This window comes from Mediterraneibacter hominis, from assembly GCF_014287475.1.
GTDB classification, from domain to species: domain Bacteria; phylum Bacillota; class Clostridia; order Lachnospirales; family Lachnospiraceae; genus Mediterraneibacter; species Mediterraneibacter hominis.
In genome coordinates this window covers 201,444-226,824 of record NZ_JACOPF010000003.1, presented here as the reverse complement: position 1 = coordinate 226,824, position 25,381 = coordinate 201,444, and the positions used below count along the sequence as shown (strand labels likewise).

The 25,381-nt window shown below is 39.0% G+C and carries 29 protein-coding genes; 3 read left to right on the top strand and 26 right to left on the bottom strand.

Annotated features, from left to right (window positions below):
* Positions 1 to 62: 62 nt before the first annotated feature.
* The 5 genes from H8S37_RS13970 to H8S37_RS13950 form a co-directional block, all read right to left on the bottom strand.
* Positions 63 to 1,916: an ATP-binding protein gene (locus H8S37_RS13970; RefSeq protein ID WP_186876671.1), complete on the bottom strand. Its 1,854-nt coding sequence runs from the start codon at positions 1,914 to 1,916 to the stop codon at positions 63 to 65.
* On the bottom strand, positions 1,906 to 3,045 hold the full coding sequence (locus tag H8S37_RS13965) for an SIR2 family protein (protein ID WP_186876670.1): 1,140 nt from the start codon (positions 3,043 to 3,045) through the stop codon (positions 1,906 to 1,908). The genes H8S37_RS13970 and H8S37_RS13965 overlap by 11 nt, the downstream gene beginning before the upstream one ends.
* A gap of 191 nt (positions 3,046 to 3,236) precedes the next feature.
* Positions 3,237 to 3,614, bottom strand: coding sequence for a hypothetical protein (locus tag H8S37_RS13960; protein ID WP_243207200.1), 378 nt, complete (start codon positions 3,612 to 3,614; stop codon positions 3,237 to 3,239).
* A 46-nt stretch (positions 3,615 to 3,660) separates the two neighbouring features.
* Positions 3,661 to 3,984, bottom strand: a complete 324-nt coding sequence (locus tag H8S37_RS13955; protein WP_026255266.1) for a helix-turn-helix domain-containing protein — start codon at positions 3,982 to 3,984, stop codon at positions 3,661 to 3,663.
* A gap of 145 nt (positions 3,985 to 4,129) precedes the next feature.
* Positions 4,130 to 4,354: a sporulation initiation factor Spo0A gene (locus H8S37_RS13950; RefSeq protein WP_186876669.1), complete on the bottom strand. Its 225-nt coding sequence runs from the start codon at positions 4,352 to 4,354 to the stop codon at positions 4,130 to 4,132.
* A 111-nt stretch (positions 4,355 to 4,465) separates the two neighbouring features.
* On the opposite strand from H8S37_RS13950, the gene H8S37_RS13945 reads away from it, so the two are divergent.
* On the top strand, positions 4,466 to 4,720 hold the full coding sequence (locus H8S37_RS13945; RefSeq protein ID WP_186876668.1) for a helix-turn-helix transcriptional regulator: 255 nt from the start codon (positions 4,466 to 4,468) through the stop codon (positions 4,718 to 4,720).
* A gap of 82 nt (positions 4,721 to 4,802) precedes the next feature.
* Here the strand turns inward: H8S37_RS13945 and H8S37_RS13940 are convergent, their stop codons facing one another.
* The 6 genes from H8S37_RS13940 to H8S37_RS13915 all read right to left on the bottom strand — a co-directional run bounded on the left by H8S37_RS13940 (position 4,803) and on the right by H8S37_RS13915 (position 9,671).
* Positions 4,803 to 5,180 (bottom strand): TnpV protein, encoded by a 378-nt coding sequence (locus tag H8S37_RS13940; RefSeq protein WP_186876667.1) that lies wholly within the window; start codon positions 5,178 to 5,180, stop codon positions 4,803 to 4,805.
* Between the two features lie 10 nt (positions 5,181 to 5,190).
* On the bottom strand, positions 5,191 to 6,693 hold the full coding sequence (locus H8S37_RS13935) for a MobA/MobL family protein (RefSeq protein WP_207723965.1): 1,503 nt from the start codon (positions 6,691 to 6,693) through the stop codon (positions 5,191 to 5,193).
* Between the two features lie 286 nt (positions 6,694 to 6,979).
* Positions 6,980 to 7,924 carry a DUF6017 domain-containing protein gene (locus tag H8S37_RS13930; protein ID WP_243207199.1) on the bottom strand — a complete coding sequence of 315 codons (945 nt, stop codon included), beginning with the start codon at positions 7,922 to 7,924 and terminating at the stop codon, positions 6,980 to 6,982.
* Between the two features lie 124 nt (positions 7,925 to 8,048).
* Positions 8,049 to 8,399: a plasmid mobilization protein gene (locus H8S37_RS13925; RefSeq protein WP_186876666.1), complete on the bottom strand. Its 351-nt coding sequence runs from the start codon at positions 8,397 to 8,399 to the stop codon at positions 8,049 to 8,051.
* Positions 8,377 to 9,477, bottom strand: coding sequence for a site-specific integrase (locus H8S37_RS13920; protein ID WP_186876665.1), 1,101 nt, complete (start codon positions 9,475 to 9,477; stop codon positions 8,377 to 8,379). Before H8S37_RS13920 ends, H8S37_RS13925 begins: the two co-directional genes overlap by 23 nt.
* A gap of 11 nt (positions 9,478 to 9,488) precedes the next feature.
* Positions 9,489 to 9,671, bottom strand: coding sequence for a DNA-binding protein (locus H8S37_RS13915; RefSeq protein WP_130433530.1), 183 nt, complete (start codon positions 9,669 to 9,671; stop codon positions 9,489 to 9,491).
* A gap of 167 nt (positions 9,672 to 9,838) precedes the next feature.
* Between H8S37_RS13915 and H8S37_RS13910 the strand changes: the two genes are divergently transcribed.
* Positions 9,839 to 10,288 (top strand): helix-turn-helix domain-containing protein, encoded by a 450-nt coding sequence (locus tag H8S37_RS13910; protein ID WP_186876664.1) that lies wholly within the window; start codon positions 9,839 to 9,841, stop codon positions 10,286 to 10,288.
* 304 nt (positions 10,289 to 10,592) lie between these two features.
* Here the strand turns inward: H8S37_RS13910 and H8S37_RS13905 are convergent, their stop codons facing one another.
* From H8S37_RS13905 to H8S37_RS13865, 9 genes are all read right to left on the bottom strand, one after another.
* Positions 10,593 to 11,447 carry a DUF6179 domain-containing protein gene (locus tag H8S37_RS13905; RefSeq protein ID WP_186876663.1) on the bottom strand — a complete coding sequence of 285 codons (855 nt, stop codon included), beginning with the start codon at positions 11,445 to 11,447 and terminating at the stop codon, positions 10,593 to 10,595.
* Positions 11,448 to 11,456: 9 nt separating this feature from the next.
* Entirely contained in the window at positions 11,457 to 11,969 is a 513-nt protein-coding gene (locus H8S37_RS13900; RefSeq protein ID WP_408631379.1) for a DUF6323 family protein, read from the bottom strand.
* Between the two features lie 203 nt (positions 11,970 to 12,172).
* Positions 12,173 to 13,459, bottom strand: a complete 1,287-nt coding sequence (locus H8S37_RS13895) for a plasmid recombination protein (protein WP_186876786.1) — start codon at positions 13,457 to 13,459, stop codon at positions 12,173 to 12,175.
* A gap of 170 nt (positions 13,460 to 13,629) precedes the next feature.
* Positions 13,630 to 13,866: a hypothetical protein gene (locus H8S37_RS13890; protein ID WP_186876662.1), complete on the bottom strand. Its 237-nt coding sequence runs from the start codon at positions 13,864 to 13,866 to the stop codon at positions 13,630 to 13,632.
* Positions 13,867 to 13,939: 73 nt separating this feature from the next.
* Positions 13,940 to 14,173 (bottom strand): complexin-2, encoded by a 234-nt coding sequence (locus tag H8S37_RS13885; RefSeq protein ID WP_186876661.1) that lies wholly within the window; start codon positions 14,171 to 14,173, stop codon positions 13,940 to 13,942.
* A 100-nt stretch (positions 14,174 to 14,273) separates the two neighbouring features.
* Positions 14,274 to 15,404 carry an AAA family ATPase gene (locus H8S37_RS13880; RefSeq protein ID WP_186876660.1) on the bottom strand — a complete coding sequence of 377 codons (1,131 nt, stop codon included), beginning with the start codon at positions 15,402 to 15,404 and terminating at the stop codon, positions 14,274 to 14,276.
* Positions 15,401 to 15,724, bottom strand: coding sequence for a plasmid mobilization protein (locus H8S37_RS13875; protein WP_117509450.1), 324 nt, complete (start codon positions 15,722 to 15,724; stop codon positions 15,401 to 15,403). Before H8S37_RS13875 ends, H8S37_RS13880 begins: the two co-directional genes overlap by 4 nt.
* Positions 15,708 to 16,808, bottom strand: coding sequence for a site-specific integrase (locus tag H8S37_RS13870; protein ID WP_186876659.1), 1,101 nt, complete (start codon positions 16,806 to 16,808; stop codon positions 15,708 to 15,710). Before H8S37_RS13870 ends, H8S37_RS13875 begins: the two co-directional genes overlap by 17 nt.
* Before the next feature lie 20 nt (positions 16,809 to 16,828).
* Positions 16,829 to 17,008, bottom strand: a complete 180-nt coding sequence (locus tag H8S37_RS13865) for a MerR family transcriptional regulator (protein ID WP_117509452.1) — start codon at positions 17,006 to 17,008, stop codon at positions 16,829 to 16,831.
* Between the two features lie 324 nt (positions 17,009 to 17,332).
* On the opposite strand from H8S37_RS13865, the gene H8S37_RS13860 reads away from it, so the two are divergent.
* Complete coding sequence (locus H8S37_RS13860; protein ID WP_117578167.1) at positions 17,333 to 17,860, top strand: helix-turn-helix domain-containing protein; 528 nt, start codon at positions 17,333 to 17,335, stop codon at positions 17,858 to 17,860.
* A gap of 190 nt (positions 17,861 to 18,050) precedes the next feature.
* Here H8S37_RS13860 and guaA read toward each other — a convergent pair whose 3' ends face one another.
* The 6 genes from guaA to spoIIID form a co-directional block, all read right to left on the bottom strand.
* Complete coding sequence (guaA, locus tag H8S37_RS13855; RefSeq protein ID WP_186876658.1) at positions 18,051 to 19,598, bottom strand: glutamine-hydrolyzing GMP synthase; 1,548 nt, start codon at positions 19,596 to 19,598, stop codon at positions 18,051 to 18,053.
* A gap of 144 nt (positions 19,599 to 19,742) precedes the next feature.
* Complete coding sequence (locus H8S37_RS13850; protein ID WP_186876657.1) at positions 19,743 to 21,101, bottom strand: MATE family efflux transporter; 1,359 nt, start codon at positions 21,099 to 21,101, stop codon at positions 19,743 to 19,745.
* Positions 21,102 to 21,244: 143 nt separating this feature from the next.
* Positions 21,245 to 21,472, bottom strand: coding sequence for an HPr family phosphocarrier protein (locus tag H8S37_RS13845; protein ID WP_186876656.1), 228 nt, complete (start codon positions 21,470 to 21,472; stop codon positions 21,245 to 21,247).
* 127 nt (positions 21,473 to 21,599) lie between these two features.
* Positions 21,600 to 23,132 (bottom strand): response regulator, encoded by a 1,533-nt coding sequence (locus H8S37_RS13840; RefSeq protein ID WP_186876655.1) that lies wholly within the window; start codon positions 23,130 to 23,132, stop codon positions 21,600 to 21,602.
* Positions 23,114 to 24,814 (bottom strand): sensor histidine kinase, encoded by a 1,701-nt coding sequence (locus H8S37_RS13835; protein WP_186876654.1) that lies wholly within the window; start codon positions 24,812 to 24,814, stop codon positions 23,114 to 23,116. The genes H8S37_RS13840 and H8S37_RS13835 overlap by 19 nt, the downstream gene beginning before the upstream one ends.
* Positions 24,815 to 25,063: 249 nt before the next feature.
* Positions 25,064 to 25,327, bottom strand: a complete 264-nt coding sequence (gene spoIIID, locus H8S37_RS13830) for a sporulation transcriptional regulator SpoIIID (RefSeq protein WP_186876653.1) — start codon at positions 25,325 to 25,327, stop codon at positions 25,064 to 25,066.
* Positions 25,328 to 25,381: the final 54 nt, after the last annotated feature.

The window sequence follows — 25,381 nt, the reverse complement described above, 5'->3', positions numbered from 1 at the left end:
TTCCATTCAAAAGCGTCTACCACTTCATCTTTTCTTTGATAATCCCAAAATAATATAAGCAATTAGTTCACATACCATTTTTCAGATATCTTCGCATTATCGCTATCTGTCTTAGGGTTGGCTTGTTCAAATTTAGTTAAAGTAGGTAGGTTAATTGCTGTTCCAAAAACCAATGCGTTTCCCATTTGAAGATATGTAAGTCGTTCAATAATATTTTGGTTTACATATGGAACCATTTTGGAAATATACTGTAAATCATCAGGATTTTGTACCCTATGAATAATAAAATTACTGCATTGTGAAACTACCGTTTTTGAAAGTTCACTTGGTCTTTGGGAAGAAATACCAAGTAACAAGCCAAACTTTCTACCCTCTTTTGCGATTCTTTCAAAAATGTTATATCCAACAGCACCGTAATTTTTTTCATTCTTTACAAAGCGATGTGCTTCTTCAATAATAAAATTAATTGGCATATCTGCTTTATTCTTCCTTTGTTTTAAATAATCTAAAATTAGTTTTGCTAATACTTTCGTGACTACCTCTGCTGAGGCATCGTCTAATGAACTAATATCAATATCTACTATTTGATTTGTGCCCAATAAATTTTCTATATATTCATCAACAGTCTTAAAATTGGTTTTGGATAATATTTTTCCTTGAACACCATCTTTAATCGTTTGTAACCGGGTCGACAATGTTGCCGTATACTCCTGTATTCTTTGGGAACTAATACTTCCTTCATATAATGTTGCAAAATCTACAGCTTCCACAAACTGTGATAAATCATATGGAACAGACTTGCTAGAAAAAGAATCTCCAATTAATTCCGCATTTACAAAACCGCTTAAATATTTCATAGCTATATCCTGATTTTTCATTTCACCAAAGTTTATCTGTATTGCTTCTCGTAACGTAATATTATTTTCACATTTAACCTGAGCGTTTATTTCAGATGTGCCAAAATTGGTAATTATCGCCTTTAACTTATCACTTTTTGAGGGTGACGAATCTGAACTATTAATGATTCCTAATAGCGTGCTTGCAAGAATATGATTTTTTACATCATTATTGGGATTGCTCGGATCATAAAATAACTTTGCAATGTCTATTGCACGTTTTAGTACTGGAATCTGTGTTTTTTCAGATGCATGTAATAATATAGCCCAGTCATCTGCTGACATAGCCCAAACTGGTATTTCTAATTTATTTGTACTTATCTCCTCATCTGCAATAAATAGTGATTGTTTAATTTCATTATTTACCACGTTTATTCCCGAAAACGCCTTATTATATTCTCCATTAGAATCAATTATAACGAACTTTGCTCCTTTAGCTGAATAATTTTTCTTTTTGAAAATATTTTGTAACGTCTTTGCTATTGTATTAGATTTTCCTGAACCTGTATTTCCAAATACTGCAAAATGAAAGCCAAAAAATTTGTCTATATTTACCTTGACCGCATAATCAGGGAAAATTACGGACTGTCCAATTGGTAACAATATTGCCCTTGTATTCTTAGAGCCGTCTGTGATAAATTGCTCCTCATCTCCTACTTCTAACATAGTCATTAAATCCTTTTCGGAAATAACATGTATTTCCGAAAAAATCAGTGGCATTTTGGATACACCAAAACAAAATTTATCGTCTACAATTTCTCCTAGTAAATTTAGATAAATTTGTCTACTACTATTAGGTTTAGCCATATTATTGCTCGTTAAGGACGTTTTCTCATCTACTCCAATAACCTCGGCTACAATAATTCTACCGATTTCATAAATTGTAACATAAGACCCCACTTCTCCAACAAAACGCACCCCATCTTTTGTATTAACATAATTGCCTAAGCTATCATATACCTCACCGATAACGCCCCGTATGCCTATAGATATAATTTTTCCTATTGTTCTACTGTTCAACTTTTTCACCCTCAAATGCTTTTATGATTTTTGCAACTGTAGGAATATCTATTTCCTCTTTTATATCTTCTTGTATATCCGGCATTGCCCTTTGAACAATATTATTAAAGTAATGAATCTTATCTTCAGAATTTATTACTATTATTCTACTGTCATTCATATTAATCAATTTGTCTATAGCTGCACTTTTTCCAAAAATAACAAGTCTAAATGTTGGTATTGCAAGAGAATTTAATATTAGTCTATTGATATGATCATCGGAAAAACTATAACCCATTGTAATCAAAATACTATTTCTCTTAAGTAATGCTGTTTCCATTGCCCTAAATAAATCTGAATAGGGTGTCATTAAAGTAGTCCTATCTTTTAGTGGTGTTGGGTAAATCATTACTGTATCATCTTGGTTAATATGATTATAATCCACTTCATATATCTGTTCCTGTTCCTTTACCCAAGTAATTGAGCCGTGTAATTTATATAAATTATAGAAATTAGGTACTCGTTCCCATATATCTTTTGACAATTGCATATCTTCCACATATGCGTATTTATAACTTGCCGGATTAAATATTCTACTATAGGTGCCTACAAATCCATTATTATAAGGAAAAGCCAACATATCTAATGCCTGTTCGTTATATAAATCATAGTTGGTTGTAAAAATACTAATCGGCATTTTTCTGCCCTTACTAACAGTTTTCATATAAAACTCATGATATATATCTTGCACTTCTTTTCCTGAGATACCTTCAATTATTTTATTTCTTATAAATTGCTGAACTTTTTTTATTTTATCTTCAATATCTGTATCCATTGTTTTAATGGTATTTGATACTGCAATTGCCCCCATACATTCCAACATTTTCTCTAAATTATTATCAAATTTATCTTTAACAGCCTCTCCCATAACCTCAAAATCTGGATATTTTGTAAAAAAGTCTTTATATAAACTTACCATTCCGGGTATCCCTAACTCGGTACCATCCGGCATATGGCTAGAGCAACCTGCCCCAATCAGAAAATTAAGATTATCCATTTGGAGATACTGCGCCATTTCATTTTTCAAAAACTGCTCATCAACTTTAGTCTCTCTTTTACCTTTATAAAAAGATATATTCTTATCCTCCATAACTTTTAACCTCTTTTCATTGTAGTAATAATGTCGTGTGTGACAATTAACTAAACAAAATTATTATATTTATAATATATCCATCTTTTACCATATACTTAATAAATTATATCATATTGCCTCCAAAAGTAGTAGCTTCATCTCATACCAATCCCACTTAGGCACCATCCAGTATTTAAATCATTTATCTATCAGTTATCTCCCCTCAAATCAAACCGATTCCCATCCGTTCTCCCCACACCAATTATATCCCCCTGCATACTGCAAGTAAACGTATACGACACCTCATCCACCATAACCTCTACCGTCATACCATCCTCTTCCAGCATACAGAACATATTAAACTCCAGCACATTCCTGTCTCGATTCAAAAACCGGCTAATCGCTTCTTCTGTCTGCTCTTCCAACGCTTTCCTCTCATCCGTCACATCTTCTCCATCACGATACGCTGATACAACCTCACCATCCGATGTAACAATCATAGATGAATGTCCCTCTTCCTTTTCTTCTGTTGGGGCACATCCTGTAAGCATCAACACCATAACTAAAAATATTATCTTCCTCATCATTTGCCTTTCCGGCAAATACGCAAAAAGCAGCCCAAACCAGACTGCTTTACTTCAATTTCATACCCCTCACATAGATTTCAACCGCTTCTTTCTCTTTATCCGTCAAGGATTCCCATACTTCAAGTACTTTCTTTTGTTCTGAAGATAATTCCAGCTTTCCTATATCATCAGAGAAAAATTGTGGCAGTGTAATGCCCAATCCGTCACAAATCCTGTCCAATGTATAAAAAGTAGGTGTGCTTCCCCTTTTCTTTAGGTTCGATAAAGAGGACTGGCTAATGCCCGTCTTTTTAGATAGCGCATACATGCTTATCTTCCTTTTATCACAGAGTTCTTTTATTCGATTCGCAATATACTTCTCATCTAACAAGCAACCTACACCTCACTTCCGATATATGCTGCTTTCATTTTACCCGCTATTATCTACTATTATTAGCTTTTAATATAAGAAGTATATTACTTTATAATTGAGTAGTATGAAGTTAAAAAAAATAAGCGTATTGCCTAATACTATTTTATTGTTTCTTCTTCATTTCCTTACAAAGATACTCAATCACTTCCTGCGGTGTCGGGCGTTCCCCCTTAAAAGGTACTTTTTCCCACTCTGCTCTAACCGCTGGATCAGGATTGTCAAATCCCGAATCTATTGCAATTTGTATTTCCTTTTCTACTTCTTTTGAACTGATCCCCTCCCCTTTTCCGATTGTATTCATTACCTTATTAAATTTTCTTTTTCTCATAGCTTTATATTTCGCCTCCTTTTGCAATCTATTAATTGCAATTATACAGACATTTTATACTAGAATCAATATAAACATAAGATATGTCGAGCGAAAGGCTGGTAGTCAATTATGCCGCAAAAACTAAAACAAACACAGGATATTTCTCTGGGAAATAATCTTAGAAAACTAAGAAACGGTGCAAACTTAACGCAAGAACAGGTTATTGCACAATTACAGCTTCGCAACTTCTCTATTTCCAGAAGTGCCTACTCTCAAATAGAATCCGGTACATACAACATTCGCATAAGTGAATTAATTGCATTGGCTGAAATTTTCCACACAGACTACAACACGATATTTGACGGTCTGACCTATAAAAAATGACCCTGATTACAGGATTTCTGCAGTCTAGGGTCATTTTTGTATGCATCTTTGGATTATGCCAAATCAGTATCGTACCGTCCGTTTATATATACACTAATTCTTTTAATACGATTTCCTCAGCGGCACTCTTGATATTATTCATTAAGCCCACCCATTTCATTTGATCCTCCGCCTTTAGCTGTTCGGTAATCCCATACTGCTGTTTCATAGACTGAATCAAATACTCCATTCTCTCGCTTGATTCCTTGTCCACAGTATTCAAATGCTTCACCAATTTCCCTTGTGTCAGTAGGGAAAGATACATCCCCTTTTTGTACTCTTTCAAATATCTAAGCCTTAGAGAACCATATTTCCCATAGTTTGGTGTCTCTCCTTGTGATGGAAGTAAATCTGGCAAATAATAATCTCCTGTTAAAGTATAAGATAATCCATTTTCCTTATCATAGATATGTTTTTTCATGCGTTTCTCCTTATCTCGCATCCCGATCTCTGGAACGGGAATGTGTGCGTTTTGATTTTTTATCACGCTCTTTGATTTTTTGTTTGTTCCTTTCCAATTTAGCTAATACACTGACAGGGTTTTTCCTACGCTCAATACTGTTTTTCCATGCCTTAACTGCACTCTGATACTCCCCATATGCTGCCTGAGCCGCCACATATTTTTCCAGAAACTCTTTTACATTCTTATACCCATAATCCTGTACAATTCCTGATAACTGCTGTTTCATAGTGTCAACCAAAGGAACTAATTCATTAATGTCATGCTGCAATTCCTTACGCCGCTTTCCCTTGAATAAACCTTTTGTATTCTCCAACTCCTTTTTTACCTCAGCAAGTTTTTGTTCTTTTAGATAGATTGCATGATTTTGATTATCCAGTTTGCGGTAAATAGCACTTAAGTTCGGATATTGTTCAGCTAATGTTGGCTTTACTGGCGGGACTGGCAACGGCTGTTCCATTTCCCTGACTTTTTTATCGTCTACCATCTGAATATCTCCGGTTTTCCCACTTGAAATAATAGGTGGCAATGTTCTCTTTGTATCATCACGCTCCTGATAAATCTGCTTTAATATTTGCGAAATCAAAATCTGTAGAGCAACAATCGCTAACTGGACGATTGCCATAAAAAGCTGTGGCTGTCTGCCCTGCTTATGAATAGAACTTTTTGCCTTATCCACAATTTCCGTTTGCTTAATACCCTGAATTTTTTCTTCCGCAATCCCGCCTACCAGTGCCCTATCCACTGTCTGATTCCATCTTTTCCGCACCTCATTATCTGATTCTATCTGTTCTGCTTTCGGATTATTTTTGCCGATTTTTTTCATCGCCAAATACGGACTGCTCTTATCAAACACCTGCAGTTTTTCTTTTTTATCTTTCACATAGATATTCATCAGTTCTGTAAAAGAGCATTTCACCTCATTCAGAAATGTTTCATTCTTAAACTTTGAATCCTTTGTAGTGAAGATTCTCCGTTCATATACAGCACCTTTAGGAACAATCTTACATCCTTTTCTTACTTGTCCTGCTTCATCCATGATCTCTTTCTTAGTGCGTAAACGCTTTCCATTCTCATCGTAGAACATATTTCTGGGTGCAACTTTTTCAATGGGTTCTTTCAACAATCTGCGCTCCGAAAAAATAAGATGGATATGATAATTTGTCTTTCGCTTATTGTGATGCAATGCCCCAACACACTCTACCTCATAATTCCGCTTAAAATGCTCCACAAATAATTTCAGCAGCATATCCGGCTCATAGTCCACAAAACTCTCTGGCAGTGCAATAATCAGTTCTCTTGCTTCAATACATTTACCGCCTGTTCCACTTTTCTCAAATTCTTCTTGGTTACACTTCGCCAACTCACTCCAAAACTTTCGTTCTGTGGTGTCATATACTGCATACAAATTTTCCTGTCTGGCATGGCTGGATATATAATTGATTCTTCCTTTCAGATTTGTCAGTTTCGACATCTGGATAAATGAGTGTCTTGCAATAAGCGTTCCCTCCTCCCTTTATTTTGTGAGTGGACACTTTCAGGTGTCCGTTTACGAACTTCAATGCCCGTTACCGGGCTTATGCTTATGCTCCCAGCAGGGCGAAATACCCGGAGTACAAAACGAAGTTTTGTGCGTAGGGTGTATTTCGCTCTCAAACGCCGAGGGCTTAAAGAAAGTAGTTTCTTATTGCTGAGAGATGCCACGACTTATTTCTTTTTCGGCGTGTCCGCCGCTTTATATGCCCGTAACCGGGCAGAATTTAATCACCATACAAATCATGCTGTACCCTTGCCATATAATAGCTGCCCATAGTCGATACAGCGTTATATAGGCTTGTTATCAGCATTGCTTTAATATTCCTTACCTCGGTTGTATTATGAGCCAGACAATCCAATACATAGCGTATACGCCCCATATTCAGTTTCCGAAACTGTGTTTGAACCAGATAAGTCTGCCGTTCCTCTTTGTTTACCCGTATGGTTTCCTTTGTTGTTGTCAAAATCTCTACTGCCAGAGAGACAATTTCATCTAACTGCTCTGCCTGATATGGCATATCCAATCGTATCGCATCGTAATCAATCTGGTTTTTAAATTGTTCCAGTTCTTCCTGATACGATAGGATGGAATACTCTTTGTTGTTAATCTCTGGAGAAATCTTTGTATTTGTATCACATTCCCCGGCATAACCTATCTCCATTTTCTCTATGGTTCTATCCAAATTTTTGGTATAAGTTGTCTCCAAAATTGGTGATATGGATTTATTATCATCTTGCAGTGGATTTGTTAACTCCTGCAATCTCCCCGGTATCAATTCCAGATACATTACATTATTCACACTTCGACCGTTGATTTTTAGATCACGAAATTCTCTTCGTATAACTCCCAATTCTTCCAATGCAACGATTGCTCTTGCTGCTTGTCTCTTTGAGATTCCAAACTGGTCTGATATTTGCTGATAGCTTCTTTGCAGTAAATCTCCATGAAACTTCTTCTGTAACCTTGTTGTCTGCCCGGTCATTTCATCTCTGACCTCTGTGGGGCGATACCAGTATACAATATCTGCTAATATCATAATCGCTTCTACATATGGTTTCCCAGTTGGCTTGACGATTGCCCTGTACCAATTCTGAGGAATCACATTTCCTGTAATTACAATGCCAGCCATTTGATCTACGATAGTATTCTGAGATGAACAGATTGCCAAGTCACCGCCCCCTTTCTGTTTTGAATTTTCGATTGTATCTGCCTTTTCTTCGTGCTACAATACTCTTGTCCAGAGATGCATTGTGCATTTCTAAGGCTCTTGTATTTACGGATGCAAGGGCTTTTTAACGCTCATTGTTCTTTTCCCCTGTACTATTTTTATGAAAACCCTCTAATATTTCTAACATACTCCTGATCGGTGTCAAAAGTTCAGAATCCATCTCGTCAATAGATGTCAGCCGTTCCAGTTCTTTTTCAATATGCTGCAGTTCTCTTCGGAACGTCACAAGCATCAGTGGATTCCCTTTTGCAATTACCTGTTGATGGAGAACGCTTTGAATAATATATTCCCGTTTAGTCTCTGCGCCGGATAGCTTCACTCTCATATTTAATTCTTCGTTTTCTTCGGGCGAAACCCGGAACGCAACGGTAAGATTGCGCCACCTGTTTTTATCATCTTTCTTCTTTTGGGACATCTAATATTTCCTCTCTTTCTGCTCCTAATTTTTTTGCCATATCTGTCTGAACCGTTAGGAAAAGGTGTGCATAACGGTATGTGACTTTTATGCTCTCATGCCCTAACCTCTCTCCGATTGCCAATGCGGAATATCCCATATTAATCAGCAGCGAAACATGGGAATGCCGCAAGTCGTGTATGCGGATTTCCGGCACTCCTGCCGCTTTTGCTCCCCTGTCCATCTCATGGTGGAGAAAACTCTTGCTAATCTGGAATATCCTGTCTGTGGGGCGATACCCATATAAACTGTCAATATACATCTCCATTTCTTCTGCCAGAAAATCCGGCATGATAATTGTTCGGTTACTTTTCTGCGTTTTGGGTGTTCCTATGTGGTCTTTTCCCTCTAACTTTTGGAACGTCTTGTTAATGCGAACTGTCTGTTTTGCGAAATCGAAGTCTTCTCTTGTAAGAGCCAGCAGTTCCCCCTCTCTCATTCCGCACCAGTAAAGCATTTCAAACGCATAGTATGACCTCGGTTTATTTGCTACAGCTTCAATAAATCGCTGAAACTCTTCCTTTGTCCAGAATTTCATCTCTTTGTCAAACTGTTTTCCCATCGTCCCCGCCTGTCTGGCTGGATTAGCGGAAAGCCCATAAAGGTTTACCGCATGATTAAAGATTGCGCTTAACTGTGCATGAATGGTGCGAAGATAATCCTGTGAATGACCTTTTCCCTTTCCATTCTTGAAAGAAATCATTTCATTCTGCCATTCTATGACGTCTGCCGCTGTAATCTCTTTCAGTTTTCTATCTTTGAAGTAAGGGAGAATCTTTTTCTCGACAATATGCTGCTTTGTCAGAAACGTACTTTTCTTCACTCTTTTTTCTTCATTTGCCATATACATTTCTACGAACACGCCAAAACTCATATCCAAATTACGGTCTTTCTTTAGAGCAAACTGCCGTTCCCATTCCTGTGCATCTCTCTTCTTCTCAAAACCGCTTTTGTGCTTCTGTTTTCGTTTCCCGGTGTAATCGTAGTAATAGCTATATGCATCCCACTTACCCGTCACTTTATTTTTATGAACCGACATTTCCACACCCCCTACTCATTCAATCCGTACATCCTTTCCTTGAAATATTTCCTGCTGACTCTGCCGGGAATAATCTGATAGCCTTTTTCGGCAAGTTCTTTGTTAAATTGCTGTATTAGCTTATAAGCATAGGGTTTTGACACATCCAACATATCTACCACTTCGCTTGCATTAATAAATAAGTTTTTCTCCATACATTATCCACCTTTCATTTTATTTGCTAACATTTCATTATTGAAATGTATATCTGCATTATAATATTTCATTTCTGAAATGTCAATAGTTTTCATTTCAATTTTGAAATGTCTGTGGTATACTGGTTATACTTAGGAAATATACATATCTTGAAAGGATGATAGCGATGACTGTTGGTGAAAAAATCAGAAAATTCAGAACGGAACAGAATCTACTACAAAAGGATTTGGCACAAAAGTGCCGCATGAGCGAATCCGCCATAAGAAACTATGAATTAGGCAACCGCACCCCCAGCCCGAAACACCTTGAGGTTATTGCTTCTGCTCTTGGGGTGAGTGTTTTCGCTATTTCTGAACCGAATTTAAACAGTGAACTCGGTGTTATGCACGCTTTGTTTGAAATCGAAGAAAACTACAATCTGAAAGTGGTGGAAGAAAACGGAATCTATTACTTACAGGCTGCTCCCAAAAAGAGAGGACAAGCCAGTATATCAGATCTTGTTATTGAATGGGGAGAAGTAAATAAGAAGTATCAAGCTGGAGAAATGACCAAAGAAGAATATGCCCACTGGAAAAATACTTTCCCGGAAAGCATAGCAATAAACAGACGGAAATAAGCTATCATAAAATACATTGCGCATATGGACATTACAGAAAGTCTTACTAAAATCTTACTTTTTAGGTAGAAGAAAACCCCGCAAGCCTTGTAATTACTGGCTTGCGGGGTTTTAACCCTCTATTCAAACTCGGCGTGTCCTTTATTGTTATTAACTATATTTATTTAAGTTTTATGCAAATACACACCGTTTTTTACTTCAATTACATCATTTATTCTGGCTTACTGATTTTCTGTTGCCAAAATGTTGCCACGCTTTTATTATACCAAAGTTTTCAGAATTAACAATGCTCTTTTTGAACATTTTACAAGAGTGTGCAATCTATTTTTAAATAGCCTATAAGCGTTTCGTTTTGAACAGCATTCTTTGTCCTAACTGCCATATCTCTCAAACCAATACACAAATAATCTTGCAGTTTCTCATCGCCACCATAATAATTCTCTACCAGTTTCTGTACTATTTTTTGAAATTGTTTTTCTATCTCATCTTCTCTCATGCCTTTGAACAATTCCTGCAGCCTAATACAATCCTCTTTTGTGAACTCAGAATCTAAAGGATATTTTCCCAAGAAAATATTCATCATTATAGTTCGTAGAATAATCTCGCACAAATTCTCTGCTTCCCCTTCATTTGCAATATCGTACTTTATCAAAACACGATATATCTCTTGTTTCGGGAAAGCCTGTAAAAACTTTTGTTCCAACAAAACAGATTGCAAAAAGTTCCAGATTTTATCAACCCCCTTATCACTGGAAACATCGTTCCATGTTGAATAATTTATAATAATCATTGTATCTTGAGGAGCGAACTGATAATTATAATGTTCAAAAAAATACGGTAAATCTTTTAAAAAAATATTTTGCAAACAGAAATTACCATAATCACAAAACTCCGCAGAAATGTGATTGTATAACTCCAGACTTTTTTTAACTTTTTCCTCTACAAGATGTTTTCCGAGTAAATATACTCTTTCAGCATCCAATTTTTCTCCTCGAACAGCGAATTCCGTATTTTCCTTTTCTGTCTCACAAATACAGTATAAAACCGCCTCCATTAACTGTTCTGCCTTCTCGTAGCTTATTGAAGTATGCTCATGTCCTGTATATTTTTCCGCCAGCTTTCCCACAATCGCTACTAATTCACTCATCCCGTAATCCATAGTCAACCTTTACTCCCAACACAAATTTTTCAGAGCTTCAAGATACAACTCGTAATCCCAACGCTGCACCTCATCAAATTGCTCATACTCTTGTCGTCCCTCTGTTTTTTGAAATCCTCTATAACCAGCTCGAATTGCCTGTGCAAATATGGAAAGACATGTTCCTTCCAAATATTCCAAATCACCAAAGCACACATTATCAAATTGCTCTTTCATAAAATGCAATAGCTCATCGTCAGTAATTTCATCATTCATTTCATTTTTATAAAGATAAAAAATTTCTTGAAGGCGGATAATCGTATTGACATAGTTGTTTTGGTCAATGTAGTCTGAATCACAGAACTCATAGATAATTTTTTGAACAATTCCCTCCCCGAATTCAATTCTTTTCTGTTCTTGCAGAGCATTCTTTCTCTCCTGCAAAATCATTTCCGCATCTTGTTCGCTTATAGAAAGTCCGAATTTTTCTGTTTTCTGATTAGTTTTCAACAAGTTCCCTAATTGATTCTGCTGCTGTACCATAAGAATCCACTCTTTTTCCAATGTTAATCCCCCCTATCGCTTTATTAGTGATAGCAGTATAGCACCAGCTAAATGGCATTTCCAGTCTTTAAAATTCTTGATTTTTATGGTATAATATAAGTAAAGAGAGGACAGTATCCTCTCTCTGCTTATACAAAATCTTTTCTTAATTATAAACACATTCTACGATTCCGTAAAGGCTTTTATCTTTCCCATTGAGTTCTTCTTTGTGCCTGCCTTTTCATCTTCTCTATTGTTTCCGCTTCTTTCCCTTGCTGAATAATTTTATTTACCTTTTCTTTTCCCATAACTCGATATAAATATTGAACATCCTTTAGTTTTTCTTTCATTTCAATATTTTCGTCCCTAAGTTTTTCTACATATTGAGAAAGCGCATTAACCTTGTTCCATGCTCGTTCACATGACCTTTGCAAATCGTTATAATTTCTGGAAATATCCAAGTACGCCCGATACACAGACCGCAGAACCGTTATGATTTTTTCAATCAGTGGCTTTGCCTTTTTCTCTCTATAAGACTTTCCGCTTTCCAATGTTCCAGCTTCCGGCAGCACTTCCTCTGGATCATACGAATACTTAACTGCAAATCGTTCCATATCCTTTACCATAGGAGCAATCTCCGCCAGTTTTTTCTCATATCGTGCTGCTTCTTTCTTAGCCACTTCTGCTTTTTTATCTGCTTCCTCACGAATTTCCTGTGCGGAGTGAATCTCCTGTTCAAGATTTTCCAATTCTCCCAACCACTTTTCACTGGTTTCCAGTATGGCAGCATTATGTTCTTCCAGACTTTCTTTTTTCGCTTCCAACTCCGCAACTTCCTTTGCCCGTTCCTTTTTCTTAAAGTCCAAAACTGATAAATGCTTTTCATGTGTGCCTTTCTGTTCCCATTCAATCCCACGTTCCAACATAATTTCCGCAAGCTGTTTTTTCTCATGCTGTACCCATTGATTTAATTCTGTTTCGCTTCTGGTGCCTCCTTTAAACCCAAGAGCCGATAACGCCTGTTTCAAAGAAACTCTTGTATCAAGTCCTCTTTTGCTTCCTGTCGTATATGGTACAAAATCAATATGCAGATGCGGTGTCGCTTCATCCATGTGCAAGTACGCAGAAAATACCCGTAGCGTAGGATTCCGTCTTTGAAAATCACGCATATATTCATCAAGCACCTTTGCAGCAAGCTGTCCGTTTTCTGTTGTCGCTCCCATATTGTCTTTATCTCCGATTTGCAGAATGATTTCATGAAACGGTTTCTCCTGTTTGCCGAAACAAATTTTATCATAATAATCATCAATCTTACGGTCACTTCTGGTCTGCTTCTCATTATATCGAACAAGAGCTTCATCAAACAATTCGTGATACACGTCTTTGACATCTTCGTTACAGTATTCTACATTCAGATAACTTCTTTCCGAATCTATATTTTTTGCATGGAACTTTCTGCTGTTATGATTAACAGAACCTTTTCCTGTCATAAAACTAATTGTTCGCTTCAATCTTTATCCCTTCTCCCTGTTTAGGGGTAATCAGTGCCGGATACGGCACATAGCTTTGTTACTTTCGTCGAAAGTAACGCAAAAGCACTTTTGACAGCCGTTCCGTCCATCAAAAGCTGCCATTGCGCCCTGCTGGGAGCTTTTCCGTCCTACGGACGGACGGCTTCCAGCCGCTTTGCTTCTGCCGCCATAGCTTTTCGGATAGCCGATAGCACATTTTCTATCGTATATTCATCCCATCCGGCAAGCCATATCAATGTCCTTTCTTCATCAACTGTCAGTTCTACCTCTCCGAAGATTTCATTGAGGTCAGCAACCCTCCGGGCTTCACTTTCGTAAAAATATTTATTTACATTCCGAGTTCCCCACTCCGGCTGAATTATCATCCAATCACACCTTTCTCTTTGTCTGTTATCCACAGGAGCGTGGCACGCCCCTGTCTATTCTCATCAAGGAAAACTACCAGCGGAAACTGTCCGACACTCCACGTCTGTCCAGATATTCCTGTCTGGCTTTTTCCCGTTCCTCCTGCGTTGGAGCAGTCTTAAATTTCCCATATAGTTCATGCTGCACCAAAGAATCCAGTTTCTTCTCCAATCCCTGCCGAATTTCCTCCAAACAGGTATCATCTTCCACCAGATGATAACGGAGCAGCATCATAAACAATTCATAAGGAATCTGTACATTTTTCATCTTCTCTCCCTTTCTGCGTCGGTTTGCGTCGATAGCGTCGATATTTTCTATACCTACCTGCTATCAAAAATACCGTCGCAACCGACGCATATCGTCGCTTTTATTCCTTTGCTTCAAGACGTTTCAGAATGATTTTTCTTTCATGCCCCCGCTTATTATCATAGAAAATCCCATAGTCATTAAGTAACTGGCTGTTGACGGTATTCAATCTTCGTGAAAGCACATTCGCCTGTAGCTGTATATCCGGCAGTTGCTTTACAAGTTCTGTCGCTGTTCCCTCCCACTCCTGTCTGTCCTCTGTCAGAAACGCATTGATTGCCTCTAAAAGCGGATTCGGTGGTTGTTTCCACAACTCTGTTTCTGCTTTCTTGAATTTCCATACACAACGCTCCCTGTCAAATTCTATAGTCAGTTCCTGATCCGGCTGGTCACGCCCCACAATGTCCATCACCGCTTCATTATCTGTCCGTTTCTTTTTGTGCATGATAAACGCCCCATCTGCCGCACCCAACAGTCCGTTTGTGCCGGAAATCATATCGAAGCTGTCCTCCGATTCCAGCTTGCGTGTATGATGAACCACCAGCAGGCAGATACCATATTTATCGCTGAATGATTTCAGCTTTGTCACAATCTCATAATCGCTGGAATAGCTGTATCTATCCCCGCCGACTTCACGCACTTTCTGGAGCGTATCAATAATAATCAGCCTTGCGTCCTTATGCTCTTTCAAAAATCCTTCTAATTGCCTGTCTAATCCCTCATTCAAGGTCTTTGCCTGTGTTGCAAAATACAGATTATCGGCACACTCTACACCAAACATACCAGACAGTCGGCGTTGAAGTCTTGCATAATCATCTTCCAATGCCAGATACAGCACCGTTCCTTTCCGCACCGGATAATCCCACAACGGAATCCCCATTGCCACATGATAGGCAAGTTGTGCCATGAAAAATGATTTTCCTACCTTTGGCGCACCTACAAAGAGATATGTGCCGCCATAGAGAAAACCGTCTACAATCGGTACTCTCGGCACAAAAACAGTATCATACAATTCCGGCATGGACATGGTATGCAGTCCGCCATTCCCTGATTTCTCTGGTTTTTTGGTGGCTTGCTGATTGATTTGTTCCTGTGAATTTGCTATAATTTCATTGTGATTTTTTACATTCGGCTGCACCCCATCTGCGCCAACAGATGATACGGGAGCAGTCGTTTTCATTTTTTCCATCATTCATCTTCTCCTTTCAATCCCTCTAACGTAATTGCAATTACCTGCAACGTATAGAGCAGTTCATCATTATCCGGACTTACTGTTTCCAGCCGCTTTAACTCCTCATGAATAGCTGCCATCTGATTTTTTAATGCCTTATAGACTCTCGGATTTCCCTGTACAACCACATCCCTGCACGTCAGTCGTCTTATGATATATTCCTGCTTTGTCAAACCAGACAATGCTACCAAATCATTAAGCAGCTTCGCTTCTTCATCCGATACCCGAAATGCTACGGTATGATTTCTCCAACGCCCTTTATAATCAAGACTTCTTTCCATTGCTGTTCTCCTTTTCCATTCTCTCCATTTCCAGCTTTTCTGCCATTTCTGTCTGAACAGTTGGAAATAAATGTGCATACCTGTAAGTGATTTTTTCTGCTTCGTGTCCTACCCGTTCCCCAATCGCAAGCACTGAAAATCCCATATTTATCAGCAGCGATACATGGCTATGCCGAATATCATGCACCCGAATCTTTTTCACTCCCGCCTGTTTTGCACCTCGCTCCATCTCATGGCTGAGATAAGATTTTGTAACCGTAAACAGCCGTTCATCTGGCTTGATGTCATAGAACATTTTGATATACTCCTGCATTTCTTCGCAGAGAAACGGGGGCATTTTTACGGTACGGTTGCTTTTCGCTGTTTTAGGGCTTGTAATAATATCACGCCCTTTGGAACGGTGGTACGTCTTGCTGATCGTGACCGTCTGCTTCTGGAAATCAAAATCAGCAGCAGTAAGAGCCAACAGCTCACCGGAACGGATACCGCACCAGTAAAGCATTTCAAAAGCATAAAAGGAACGTGGCTTATCCATCATGGCTTCTGAAAATTTCAGATATTCCTCTTTTGTCCAGAAGTCCATCTCCTTTGGAATTTCATTTCCCATTGTGCCAGCCCGCCTTGCCGGATTGTAAGGCAGATTATAAAAATTTACAGCATGGTTAAAAATTGCTGTAAGCTGTGCGTGTATTGTCTTCAGATAATCTGCTGAATAGGGCTTACTTTTCTCATCCCGATACGCCATGAGTTCATTCTGCCATGCAATAATGTCTTTTGCTTCAATCTCTGCAATCTTCCGATTCCCAAAATAAGGCAAAATCTTTGTACGTATTACATGGCTTTTAGATTCCCATGTACTTTCCTTGACACGCTGCTTTTTATCTGCTTCATAAAGTTCAAAAAAGCTGGCAAATGTCATATCCAGTTTGGAGTTCTGTTTCAGCATAACCTCATGTTCCCAGGCTTGCGCTTCTCTTTTTGTTGCAAACCCACGTTTCTGTGTCTGTTTCCGTTCCCCTTTCCAATTCGTGAAACGATAAATTACCCTCCATGTTCCCGTAGCATTGTCTTTATATACAGCCATTTCCATCATCTCCTTCCAACTTAATCGCTGTAACAGACCTTCTTATGAAAGAAAGTAGTATTTACACGCCCCGCTACTGTCATATACCCTTGTTTCTGCAATTCTGTGTTCAATTCCCTTACAACCTGATAAGCTTTGGACTTTGATACCCTTAATTCTGTTGCCACTTCTTCCACCGTCATAAATGATTTTTCTGCCATCTATATCCTCTCCTTTCCCTAAAATTCCTGCCGTTCTCTCCTTCCCGTTCTGACAGGCAACCCTTTTCGGCGCTGTGCCAGTCCCTCTACATAAGGGACGCTCGCTTCTTTTTTTTAAGGTCATGGCGTTTGTTCGGTTTGGACGGTCATTTAATTTTTAACTCTTTTTGTTTAAGTCATGTTTTTATGATACTAAATAAATTCCGTTAAGTCAAGTGGTTTGCAGAAAAATATTAACTTTTTTTATTTAAGTTCCGCTTGCTATTCCTATTTCATCATGTTATACTAACTTCAACAGAAATGTTTAGTATCGGAGGTTTTATTATGGCAATCGGCAAAAGAATCCGCTTTTTCCGCAACCGGAAAGGCATGACACAGAAACAGTTAGGCGAACTCCTCGGTTTTCTGGGAAAGACCTCTGATGTCCGTATGGCACAATACGAATCAGAATCCAGAACACCGAAACAAGACCTTGTAAAAGAAATGGCACATCTCCTCGATGTAAGTCCTCGTGCAATCACTGTGCCGGAAATAGACAGTTATATCGGACTTATGCACACGCTTTTTGCGTTGGAAGATATGTATGGCTTAAAAATCGGCGAGATTGACGGAGAAGTGTGTCTGCGGTTAGATAAATCTGCCGGAACAACCTACACCACTATGTTTGATATGTTCCATGCATGGCAGGAACAGGCTGCCCGTCTGGAACAAGGCGAGATAACCGAAGAAGAATACGACCAGTGGCGGTACAAATATCCCGAATTAGACACCTCAAAACAATGGAGAAAGGTCATTCCCTCACAAGAACTCAGCGACCTTATCTTACAGGACTTGAAACCCGAATCCGACTAATTTTCAACCTCGAAACGCACAAAAACCTTACCGACTTTCAGCTTTATTTCTGAAAATCAGTAAGGTTTTCTGTTATTGAAGTATTCTATTATTCAGTGAGTGATACTCTAAATGTTGCCAAATCGTTGCCAGCACTTAAACAATTTTGCTTGCAACCCTCATAAATAAAGGTTTTTCCAAGTCCATTTCATCACTCAAACTCTATCGTCCCCGGTGGTTTACTGGTCAGATCATACATAACCCGGTTAACTCCCCGCACTTCGTTTATTATCCTGCTCATTACTTTATTAAGCACTTCAAACGGTATCTCTGCCGCTTCGGCAGTCATAAAATCTACCGTATTCACAGCTCTTAATGCCACCGCATAGTCGTAGGTTCTCTCATCTCCCATAACACCGACACTTCTCATATTCGTAAGTCCGGCAAAGTACTGTCCTATACTTCTGTCCAATCCTGCATTTGCAATCTCCTCACGATAAATTGCATCCGCATCCTGCACCATTCTCACTTTCTCAGCAGTTACTTCTCCAATAATGCGGATGCCAAGTCCTGGGCCCGGGAATGGCTGACGAAATACCAGATGTTCAGGAATTCCCATCTCCAGCCCTGCTTTCCTCACCTCATCTTTAAATAAATCACGCAAAGGCTCAATAATCTCTTTAAAATCCACATAGTCCGGCAGCCCCCCGACATTGTGATGAGACTTAATCACTGCTGACTCGCCGCCCAAGCCACTCTCCACCACGTCAGGATAAATGGTACCCTGGACAAGGAAATCTACGGCTCCAATCTTTTTCGCCTCTTCTTCAAATACTCGAATAAATTCTTCTCCTATAATTTTCCGTTTTCTCTCCGGTTCTTCTACGCCTTTTAACTTATCATAGAAGCGCTCCTGCGCATTTACGCGGATAAAATTTAAATCATACGGCCCATCCGGCCCAAATACTGCTTCTACTTCATCGCCTTCGTTCTTTCTCAACAGACCGTGATCTACAAATACACAAGTAAGCTGATTTCCAATCGCTTTTGACAGCATAACTGCTGCCACAGATGAGTCTACACCGCCGGACAGAGCACACAGTACCTTGCCGCTGCCGACTTTCTGCCGGATTTCTTTAATCGAATTTTCAACGAAAGCATCCATCTTCCAATCTCCGGAGCATTTGCAGACTCTTTTTACGAAATTGTTAATCATCTTTGTGCCTTCTACCGTATGAAGCACTTCTGGATGAAACTGAATCGCATATAGCTTCTCCACTTCATTTTCTGACGCCGCCACCGGACAGTCTGCCGTATGTGCTGTAATCTCAAACCCTGGAGCAGTCTGTGCAATATAATCGAAATGGCTCATCCAGCAAATCGTCTTCTCTGACACGCCCTGAAATACTTTGGATAAAGTCTTATCAACCACTACCTCTGTTTTTCCATATTCTCGGACATCTGCTTTCTTTACTTCCCCGCCTAACACATGCATCATAAGCTGGGCGCCGTAGCACAGTCCAAGCACAGGTATTCCCAATTTAAACAGTTCCTCTGAATATGTCGGCGAATCCGCCTCATAACAGCTATTCGGCCCTCCTGTCAGGATAATTCCTTTCGGATTCATTTCTTTGATTTTCTGAATATCTGTCTTGTAAGAGTATATTTCACAATACACATTACATTCCCTGACACGTCTTGCAACCAACTGATTATACTGCCCGCCGAAATCAAGGACAATCACTAATTCATTCTTCAAGGTCTTCCTCCTGTTATTCTTCTATTCTCTTTCGTTTTCCGCCGGCACTTTTTTGTGTGTAAACATATTCTCTTCTTCTGCCGACAGTGGTAACTTCTTTCTTATTATAAGTGAGACATTCCGCTTTTACAAGCATTTAAAATGTCAAATACTCCGAATCAGTTTCCATTTTCCACTCTTATACCGCAAGCTCATACAAATTGACCTGAAACACCAGTCAATCACCATAGCCACCCATACACCGAATACACCCATTTTCAAATATCCGCCCAGCACATAGCTAAATACAATTCTAAAAATCCACATAGATACCAGTGCTATAACCATCGTAACCGCTGCATCTCCCGCTGCCCGCAGTGTAGAGGGCAGGGAAAAAGATATCGGCCATATAATCATACAGCTAATACTGTGGAAATATAAAATTTTTCGGGTCATTTCTGCCGTAACATCTGATAGATTATATGCCCATAAAATTACCGGAAGCAGTAAGAAAATCAAAAGGTTAACTGCCCATATACATACATACGCCAATTTAATCAGCTTCTTTGTATAATACTGCGCCTGTACATAATCTCCTGCGCCTACACAACGCGCAATTACAGCGGTAATAGCAAGATTGATTGCCATACCTGGCAGAATCTGAAAATTAGCGACTGCATTGCTGACCGCATTTGCTGCGATTGCATAGGTACCAAACGTAGAAACCAGACTTAATACGATAATTTTTCCCAACTGGAACATACTGTTTTCTAGGCCGTTGGGAATCCCGATTCCCAAGACTCTTTTTATCATTCTCCAGTCCGGTCTGTAATGAAGTGATTTTTGTATATGAATGATTCTTTTTTGTTGTGCCAGCAATATAATAATCAGAACTGCTGCTGTAATTCTGGAAATCAATGTGGGAATCGCGACGCCCTCTGTTCCTCTGTGGAATCCAAAAATTAAGAGAGCATTTCCACTGACATTAATTGCGTTCATAATAATGGATACCTGCATGGAAACTTTGGAATTTCCCATAACTCTGAATATCGCTGCACCACCGTTATACAACGCTATAAAGGGAATGGACGCCGTCACAATCAGAAGATAAGTATTGGCATGTGCCATTACATCTGCGTCGATCTGTCCGAATACCACATGCAAAATGAACCACTTTGCCAGATAAATACCCGCCATAATTACAAGTGACAAGATTGTTATAAACCATATCATCTGTGTTGCCGCTTTACAGGACTCTTTCTCATTTTTCTGTCCCAAATACTGTCCTGCAATGACTGCTCCTCCTGTAGCAAGCGCCGCAAATGCATTGATAAACAAAATCATAATATTATCTACCAGAGAAACTCCTGATACAGCCGCTTCCCCTACACTTGCAACCATAATCGAATCCGCCATTCCCACAAAAACTGCCAGAAGCTGCTCTATAATCAGCGGAATAATCAAAGTCGCCAGTGCCTTGTTATCAAATAAAAGCCGCTCCTTCTCTATTTTATATTTTCCCATTTTCCCGTCTCTTTCCTTTTTATTTCATTTACTGTTTTTTCTTCCCTCACACGTTTCTCCGCATAGGTAAAACTATTTCCCGACAGAATGAAAAACTTCCCAATGCGTATTATACGCCGGGAAGTTTTCTATAACAAGTTATACTATGCAGCATACTTGGAAATTTCCTGCTTTAATTCTTCACAGTCGTCTCCGTATACCTGCAGCTCGATTATATTGTTGATTCCAAGATGCATGATGCCTAACAGGGATTTCGCATCTACTACAATTCTGCCTTTTTTCAAGTCCATATCGAAATCATATTTGGAAACTGTGTTTACAAAATCAAGAATTTCCTCCGGATTTTTAAATGTAATTTTCATTTCACTCATGATTGATCTCTCCTCTTTTTAACTTCTCCTTATAGTATATATTCAAGCCTTTCTCTGGAAGTTATTCGTATCATATCATAAATTCTGGAAATAAAAAGGGAGAAATTTCTAAAAAAGGGGGAATAATTTAATGAACTGACTTCCGAAATTCGTTGGGAAGTACGCCTACTTCTTCTTTAAAAACCTTGCTCATATACTTTGGATCTGAATATCCGGCAAGCTCTGCAATCTGGTTCAGCTTCAAATGTGTATTCAATAATAATTCCTTCACCTTTTCAATACGGTATTTCCTCATGGTCTCACTAAAGCTTACACCCGTTTCTTTTTTAAACTGTCTGCTTAAATATTCCTCAGATACAAATAGGCGGTCTGCCACTTCCTCCAGCGTAATACCCTGATCGTAATACCGCTTCATTATCTTTTTCGCCTTTTTTACAAGTGTACTGATCTGCCCCTCCTCTGAATCTTTCGGCGTCTCAAACAGAATCAGGCCAAAAAATTTCTCCATAGCGCTGCGTATCTGTCCCCAACTGATTGCTGCCGCTATGCTCTGCATAATCTCCTGTATCTGCATTTCTGATTCCAGTTCTCCTATGGCTTTATATGTATTCACAATGAACAAATTATACCGAATAAGTACTTCTTTCATTTCTTTTGGTTCATATATTTCCTTTCGGAAATAGTCATATAATTTATAATAACAGCTTTTCACCTTTTCCGGATCTCCGTTCAAAACGGCCTGCTTTCCTTGCTCCTCCAGGTCAACCGGATATTTCATCGGTACCGGATGCATGTTCTTGATATCCTCCCTTCGTATCAATGCACCGCGGTCAAAGAGAAGATTCCATTCCTTTTCCTCCTGCATTTTCTTCAATTCCTCTGCTATGTCCGTCATATGTTCCATTTCTCTCCATATACAGATTACAGGCCCCTTTAAAGAGGTGCACAGCATTGGGACAACAGATTTCTGAAAATATTCATATTTTGACTCCACGCCAGTCATCCTGTACAGAATCATAATCAATGATTCCCATGCATCCGCCTCAATAATATGCGAAGAAAAATCAAGTGCATGTTCTCCCACCCATTCTAATTGTGTCCTCGCCTCTTCTTTGAGATTCCTATACTGTTCCCCCAGCCAGACGATAAACAATACCGCCTTGTCTTTCACAGTAAACCCATATTTCTCCTTTGTCATCTCATGGAAGCCATCATCTGGATGCAGTTGACCGTTCATACACCCCATAAATATATTATCTAAAGAAAAGGCGGATTCCTTGCTCTGCTCCCGCGACAGTTTCTCCTCAATCTGATAAAGCGCCTTTTTTAATTCTGCAATTTTAATAGGTTTTAGAAGGTAATTTTCAATTCCAAGCTCAATCGCCTGCTTTGCATAATTAAAATCCGAATAAGCTGTAAGAACCAGAAATCTACATTCTATATTTTTTTCTCTTATTTTTTTCAACATCTCCAGACCGTTCATTTTCGGCATCTGTATATCCAGAATAACCAAATCTGGCATTTTTTCCAAAATTAGCTCATATCCCTCCTGCCCGTCCTTGGCCGTTCCTATTAATTCATACTCCGGATTTATCCGCGCCAAAATCTTTGCCATGCCTTCACGAATCAATGCTTCATCTTCTACGACTGCGATTCGCATCTCTTTTCCTCCTTTCCGGGTATAAACAAATGTACTTTTGTATAGCTGTATTCCTCGCTTTCAAAATAGAGCACCGCTTTTTCTCCATAGTATAATTTCAGCCTTTTTCTTACATTTCCGATTCCCATATGTCCGTCCAGCTCTATATTTTCATTATTTAGATTTTCCAATATATCAGGAGGGATTCGTTTGCCATTATTACCTATCATAATGTGAAGCTGTTCTTCTGATTCTCTGATTTGAATCAGCAGAATATCCTTTTCCTCCCCACCTGTAAATCCATGTCGGATTGCATTTTCCACTAATGGCTGCAAAATTAGTTTATGAATCTTGTATCCCATATATTTTTCAGGTACTTGGATTTTGACATCTATCTTCTTTCCATTTTTAGCATCCTGGAGCAATATGTATTCATTCAACCATCCTAATTCCTGCCGGATTGTTGTTGTCTCTCCCATATTATAAACAGTATACCTTAATATATCTGCGAGCGCTCCTACCATTTCACTAATCTCGTATTGCTCATTTTCTATCGCTTTCCAGTTAATTGTATCCAGTGTATTATAAAGAAAATGAGGATCTATCTGCGCTTCCAGAGCATACAGCTCCGCGTTCTTCTGCTCTACCACCGCCTGCTTTACCTGTTCCATTAAGCTTTCTACATGAGAAAGCATTTCATTGAATCCATTTTCGATTTTGCGGATTTCTTTCGGCATTTTCTTATCGTTTTGGATTTTTACCGAGAAATCCCCTTTTTCTACGCGGTTCATCACCAGAAGCCACTCGTCAACCGCTTTCAAGTACGGGCGCGTCATGCGGTAAATCAAAAGAATCATAACCGCAATCCCTATTACAGCAACAAATATCAAAAGCAATACCTGTTTTTCCCCCATATGATGATAAACAGAAAGAGGCTGCACATTACAAATTGTAAAACCACTCATTTCATTCTTCGTTTTTGTATACCGGAATGTCTTTGACTTAATATCCTCCAGTCTTTTTCCTATCATAGAAGTATCTGAAGCGCTTACAATTTTTTCTCCGTCCAAAAGATAACTCTCCGTATCGATTCCTGCCGTCAACGCATTACGCACTACTTCTTCATAGATACAAAAAATGGCTGTCCCCAATACTTTTCCATCACTGGACATAATATTTTCAGCAGTCCAGAATAAATATACCGCTTCCTTTTCCACACCAATAGAAAGACCTGTCCCATAAAAGGTCTCTCCCCTTTTCAACTCAGGTATCTCTATTTTCTTTATCCATGTATTGTTGTCGTAAGAATCATTTAACCGATCATAAAAAACACGTTCTCCATACTCTGTCTGAATAACGATTCCTGCCAATCCCGTATTGCTGGTACAGATATGACAAAGCTTTTCCTGTATGAGTTCTCTTTCTGTATCCGTCTCTCCAACTACTTCATTCATCTGCTCCATTGTACGAACCGTCTCACTCTCTGTACACAAATCATGGAGAAGGGTATCATACTTGTCCAATATCATATTCAGACACTGTTCTGAACTCCGCAGATTACTCTGTATCTGCCTCTCCATATTTTCTTTCATTCCCCTCCAGAAATTTATCTGGGAAAAGAGTGCAAAAATCAATACTGGGATCAAAGTTGCCAGAATAAATCCACGTATCAGTCGTTGCCTTAAAGTCTTTTCTTTCTTCATAAACTGTCCCTTATCACTTTTTCCTCGTACTTTTATATGATACCCTAAAGGGCACACCGTAATCCATTCCCTCCGGGATGGCGGGCTTCGCCCGATAAGGTATACCCTAAAGGGCACACCGTAATTCATTCCCTTCGGGATGGCGGGCTTCGCCCGATAAGGTATAGCAAAACCAGCCCCGGCATCGCTTTTGCCATGCCCGGAGCCAGCTTATGTTTTTTCTGCTATGCATTATCCCTGCCAAATTCATTATATCATAATTTCATGTTGGTGAAGATACTTTTCTTTTGTTGCAAGCCCTCCGCGGATATGACGTTCTGATTTGTTCATATCCAGAACCTTTCGCGCCTCGCGCGCCAGTGACGGATTAATCAAAAGAAGCCTCTCCGTGACATCCTTGTGAACCGTAGATTTAGAGATTCCAAATTTCTTAGCAGTCTGCCTCACAGTCGCCTTTTCTTCAATAATATAATTCGCTATTTCTATTGCCCGTTCTTCTATGTATTCTTTCAAGGATAATCTCCCATACTCGTTTTTTACAATCTATGCTGGGAAATTTTTGATTAT

Excerpts from the sequence above, each read along its gene's own strand:
- H8S37_RS13965 (WP_186876670.1), bottom strand. The coding sequence starts at position 3,045 with ATGGAGGATAAGAATATATCTTTTTATAAAGGTAAAAGAGAGACTAAA.
- H8S37_RS13960 (WP_243207200.1), bottom strand. The coding sequence starts at position 3,614 with ATGATGAGGAAGATAATATTTTTAGTTATGGTGTTGATGCTTACAGGA.
- H8S37_RS13950 (WP_186876669.1), bottom strand. The coding sequence starts at position 4,354 with ATGAGAAAAAGAAAATTTAATAAGGTAATGAATACAATCGGAAAAGGG.
- H8S37_RS13945 (WP_186876668.1), top strand. The coding sequence starts at position 4,466 with ATGCCGCAAAAACTAAAACAAACACAGGATATTTCTCTGGGAAATAAT.
- H8S37_RS13940 (WP_186876667.1), bottom strand. The coding sequence starts at position 5,180 with ATGAAAAAACATATCTATGATAAGGAAAATGGATTATCTTATACTTTA.
- H8S37_RS13935 (WP_207723965.1), bottom strand. The coding sequence starts at position 6,693 with ATGTCGAAACTGACAAATCTGAAAGGAAGAATCAATTATATATCCAGC.
- H8S37_RS13925 (WP_186876666.1), bottom strand. The coding sequence starts at position 8,399 with ATGTCCCAAAAGAAGAAAGATGATAAAAACAGGTGGCGCAATCTTACC.
- H8S37_RS13920 (WP_186876665.1), bottom strand. The coding sequence starts at position 9,477 with ATGTCGGTTCATAAAAATAAAGTGACGGGTAAGTGGGATGCATATAGC.
- H8S37_RS13915 (WP_130433530.1), bottom strand. The coding sequence starts at position 9,671 with ATGGAGAAAAACTTATTTATTAATGCAAGCGAAGTGGTAGATATGTTG.
- H8S37_RS13910 (WP_186876664.1), top strand. The coding sequence starts at position 9,839 with ATGACTGTTGGTGAAAAAATCAGAAAATTCAGAACGGAACAGAATCTA.
- H8S37_RS13905 (WP_186876663.1), bottom strand. The coding sequence starts at position 11,447 with ATGGATTACGGGATGAGTGAATTAGTAGCGATTGTGGGAAAGCTGGCG.
- H8S37_RS13900 (WP_408631379.1), bottom strand. The coding sequence starts at position 11,969 with ATGGTACAGCAGCAGAATCAATTAGGGAACTTGTTGAAAACTAATCAG.
- H8S37_RS13895 (WP_186876786.1), bottom strand. The coding sequence starts at position 13,459 with ATGACAGGAAAAGGTTCTGTTAATCATAACAGCAGAAAGTTCCATGCA.
- H8S37_RS13890 (WP_186876662.1), bottom strand. The coding sequence starts at position 13,866 with ATGATAATTCAGCCGGAGTGGGGAACTCGGAATGTAAATAAATATTTT.
- H8S37_RS13885 (WP_186876661.1), bottom strand. The coding sequence starts at position 14,173 with ATGAAAAATGTACAGATTCCTTATGAATTGTTTATGATGCTGCTCCGT.
- H8S37_RS13880 (WP_186876660.1), bottom strand. The coding sequence starts at position 15,404 with ATGATGGAAAAAATGAAAACGACTGCTCCCGTATCATCTGTTGGCGCA.
- H8S37_RS13875 (WP_117509450.1), bottom strand. The coding sequence starts at position 15,724 with ATGGAAAGAAGTCTTGATTATAAAGGGCGTTGGAGAAATCATACCGTA.
- H8S37_RS13870 (WP_186876659.1), bottom strand. The coding sequence starts at position 16,808 with ATGGCTGTATATAAAGACAATGCTACGGGAACATGGAGGGTAATTTAT.
- H8S37_RS13865 (WP_117509452.1), bottom strand. The coding sequence starts at position 17,008 with ATGGCAGAAAAATCATTTATGACGGTGGAAGAAGTGGCAACAGAATTA.
- H8S37_RS13860 (WP_117578167.1), top strand. The coding sequence starts at position 17,333 with ATGGCAATCGGCAAAAGAATCCGCTTTTTCCGCAACCGGAAAGGCATG.
- H8S37_RS13850 (WP_186876657.1), bottom strand. The coding sequence starts at position 21,101 with ATGGGAAAATATAAAATAGAGAAGGAGCGGCTTTTATTTGATAACAAG.
- H8S37_RS13845 (WP_186876656.1), bottom strand. The coding sequence starts at position 21,472 with ATGAGTGAAATGAAAATTACATTTAAAAATCCGGAGGAAATTCTTGAT.
- H8S37_RS13840 (WP_186876655.1), bottom strand. The coding sequence starts at position 23,132 with ATGCGAATCGCAGTCGTAGAAGATGAAGCATTGATTCGTGAAGGCATG.
- H8S37_RS13835 (WP_186876654.1), bottom strand. The coding sequence starts at position 24,814 with ATGAAGAAAGAAAAGACTTTAAGGCAACGACTGATACGTGGATTTATT.